The sequence below is a fragment of the Novipirellula sp. genome, from assembly GCF_041583735.1.
In the GTDB taxonomy this organism is placed as follows: Bacteria; Planctomycetota; Planctomycetia; order Pirellulales; family Pirellulaceae; genus Novipirellula.
In genome coordinates, this window is record NZ_JBFHFD010000764.1 from 1 (window position 1) to 3809 (window position 3809).

Here is a 3809-nt window from a genome sequence, read left to right on the forward strand (position 1 = left end):
CGCGATTGGCAATTCGACCTTGGCAAGCCGGCTTCGTCCGGGGCAAACGGTTGCAATTGCGGTCGGCAGTCGCGGGATCGCCGACTTACCGACCCTCGTTTCGGCGGTGGTTGATTTTATCAAACGGTGCGGCGGCGTTCCCGTGATCGTGCCGGCGATGGGTAGCCATGGCGGCGCGACCGCCGAAGGACAAGCCGCATTGTTGCGATCCTTGGGAATCGAGGAAGCGGCGATGGGGTGCGAGATCCGTTCTTCGCTGGACACGATTGTGATCGGCACCTCGACTGCGGGACTTGCGGGACTGGACGTTCACTTTGACAAAATCGCCAGCCAGATGGATCATGTCGTGGTGCTGAACCGGATCAAGCCACACACACGCCTGGTCGGCCGCTACGAAAGCGGGCTCGCGAAGATGTTGATGATCGGTTTGGGAAAACATCAAGGCGCGATCGTTTATCACCAAGCGATGGCAGATGCTAATTACTGTTTAGACGCGATGGCGGCAGAGATTGTGCCGATGATCCAGGCTGCCGCGCCGATCTCGCTCGGGATCGCGATCATCGAAGATGCGTTTGACCAGGTCTCGCATGTCGAAGCGGTCGAGCCAGCCGAGTTCCTGTTGGCCGAACCACGATTGTTGACGATGGCACGCCAGCGGATGCCGCGTTTGCCGTTTGACCATATCGATCTTTTGATTGTCGATCGTATGGGCAAAGAGATCAGCGGCACCGGAATGGATACCAACGTGGTAGGCCGCAAATGGAACGACAAGATCGCCGCGGCGGACGAGTTTCCGAAAGTCAAACAAATCTATGTGCGTGATCTAACCGACCAATCCGCTGGCAATGCCGCCGGGATCGGAGTGGCCGAATTTTGTCATCGCCGCGTGGTGGAAAAGATCGATTACAAAAAGACTCGCGTCAATTGTTTGACCAGCATACACGCGTCGGCCGGCGCCGTGCCGATCCATTTTGACTGTGATCGCGAAGCGTTAGTCGCAGCGATGGGACAAGTTGGCAAGCGGACACGCCAGCAGCTGCGTTGGGTCTGGATCCAAGACACGCTCCATCTAAGCGAGTTGGTTTGCAGCGAAGCCTATTGGGACGAGGTGGCTCGCAGCGAGGACCGCAACGCCGCTGCGCTCGAACGACTCGGCGATCTCGGGCCATTGTCGTTCGATGACGAGGGGAACTTGCGGTCAATATCGGAATTCCCGGGGGCGTAAACTGCCTCGCTTCCAGTAAAAAACGTTCCCCCCTTTAGCGTGGCTATGCTAGTCTGGAGCAGCCGCACGCTCCTCTTGTGGACGAGACGGCAAATTCGCTAGGCTAAACGGCCTTGTCTACCCAAAATCACGGCGGTGTTTCCGAGCGATCCTGCGATACTTTTTCCCTGATCGATACATTTTACTGCGTCCTCCTGAACTTTCGGTCCCCATTGTCTGACGTCGTTTCACAGCCGACCCCGTGGTCTGAACGGATTTCCGAGCGATATCAGTGCGTTTTGGCACCTGATTTGGCTGATTGGCTGGACCGTGAGATCTGGAAACGCAATGGAACGGGCGAATTTCGCCTGCCGATTCCCGCCGATGGGTTGCTTTCGGAGGCTCCGGATGAAATTTGGCCTGGGTTGATGCCCTGTGATCTGTTGCCCCTTGTTGGGGATTCCGATGGCAATTGGGTTTGTGTTCGCGCCGATGCGAACAATCAGATGGGCGAAATGGTCCAGTGGTTTCATGGCGGGGGCGATTGGATGCCCTGGGGCAAGCGGTTAGCCGACGCGATCGTGTTCGAGGCGGTCGTTGAGCGACTGCCCGGCCCACGGCGACGATTGGCCATTCCCGCCGAAAATCCCAAGCAATATTTCGACCCGCTGAACGATCCCTTCGTTCACTGGGCATTTGAACATCAAAGTAAGGCGATTCGGGAACTGTTGGCCGAGCAGACGAGTTCGCAAGAGTCCGCCGAGGTGCTGCTCCGCGAAAACATTGCCTGCGAAGCGGTGAGGTGCGAATTGGTCCAAGATGCGATGCACCAACCTTGGGCCAGCCGGCTTAACGGCAAGCTCGCTAACCAGCTTGGGATGTCGTGGAACGATTGTATTTCGTGGATGTTTGATGCGGGACGGATGCCCGGCGACGTTTGGAATTTGCTCAAAGAAAAACTAAAGCTCAGCGACCACGATCGGGGCGAGCAAGATTGGTCGGCTGTCGAGACACATTGCCGCGCCGTGATCGACGCGACAGCGGATTCGGCTCGCCAAATCGCTTGGGCCTGGGACTTGCTCGGTTATGCGGTCGAGCGTCGCGGGGATTCGTCCGCTGCGATCGATACCTATCAACAGGGTGCAAACGCGTCGAGTTTTACCGATCAAGCCGTCCGTATGAACAGTCATTGGATGCAGCAAGAGGCGGCCAAGTTTTCGGTCGCGCGATTGCAGAAACTTGATCCCAATCGAGTCGCGGAATCAAAATATTTGTCGAGCCTGCTGGCCACAAACACGCAGTCGTGTCGCCAACAAGTCGTCGAGTATTGGATGGATCAAGCCAACCAGGCGACGAGCGAAGTCCAGCGACACGAGCGGTTGATGAAAGCGGGTTGGGATGTCGGCGTCGATTCGTTTGGACGCTATTCGACGCTGCTCGATTGCGTTGCCGAAGCGGCCGAAGCAGCCGGGCAACATGCTCGTGCGAGTCTGGCCAAAACCCACCGCCGTTGCCTGCGAAATCGTTACGGCGTCTAGCCAAATGTGGGATTGGCATCCAGCTTGGCAGCAAGAACAGTTCTTGATGACAGGCTGGAAGCCTATCCCACTGATTCTCTCAACTGACAGGCTGGATAACCTATCTCACGAAGCACCCCCACTAGACGGATGTGTCCAATCGGTTTTGATGACTCCATCGGCATAATCGTTACGGTTTGACGCTTCGAGGACGCTTTCCTAACCAAACAACGCGAACAACTAGAAGTATCAGCACGATCCGGTCGATTGTTCATGATGCCGGCATGGGTCAACCAAGTGGACGACCCGATGCTAGATAAACTTGAGTGGGTAACAATCGTCTCAGCTTATGTGGGTTTGCTGGGGCGTGAGTGCATCTTCTCTCGCGGGTTTAAGTGACAAGCGGCTGTGAAACACTTTCGAGTGTCTCACAGCCGTTTTTTTTTGCCTGTTCCACGCCGAGGCTTTGGCAAGAAAGTCAACCTCAATCTGGATTGCAAGGTAGGAAACCCGAACTTTGGGGCTTATGATAAGTATGATTCCCGAAGACTGCCCTCAATCCCCCCTCAAATGCTTTCTGTCGTTTTGATGTCAACATATCCAACGTCTCCACGCTGCGGTCGACTTCTCATTCCGTCGGCGGTCGTCTGGGCCAGATGGCTGGCGAGTTTACTGGTCGCCAGCGGCAGCCCCTTGCTCGCACAAGGCGGCCCCGCCTCGGTGGTGGTCACTGCGGTGATCGAAAAAGACATCTCGGCGGAACAGTCGTTTGTCGCCAACGTCAAACCATGGCGGGAAAGTACGATTGGCAGTGCGGTTGATGGCCGTGTTTTGGAATTCATGGTCAATGCGGGGGAAGCGGTCGCACAGGGTCAGTCGCTTGCCCAACTGCGAACCAAAACCATTGAGATCGAGATCGCGGGTGCTGAAGCCGAATTGGCGCTGCGGGAAGCAGAGTTAGCAGAACTAAAAAATGGTTCGCGTCCAGATGAAATCAAGCTGGCCGAAGCGCTGCGGGACGTGGCAAAAGCCAATCACGAATACGCTCGATCCAAAATGGCTCGCGCCGAACGGTTGTATAACGAATC

At 56.1% G+C, this 3809-nt stretch carries 3 protein-coding genes; all 3 read left to right on the forward strand.

Translation table 11 applies throughout. The annotated features are described in order from the left end of the window. On the forward strand, positions 1-1225 hold a 1225-nt coding region (locus ABX962_RS32350; RefSeq protein ID WP_372725820.1), incomplete at its 5' end, for a lactate racemase domain-containing protein. 290 nt (positions 1226-1515) lie between these two features. Beyond that, the gene (locus ABX962_RS32355) at positions 1516-2742 is read left to right on the forward strand and encodes a hypothetical protein (protein ID WP_372725821.1); all 1227 of its coding nucleotides are present in this window, start codon (positions 1516-1518) and stop codon (positions 2740-2742) included. Between the two features lie 567 nt (positions 2743-3309). Further along, the coding region (locus ABX962_RS32360; protein ID WP_372725822.1) for a biotin/lipoyl-binding protein at positions 3310-3809 on the forward strand (500 nt) is incomplete at its 3' end.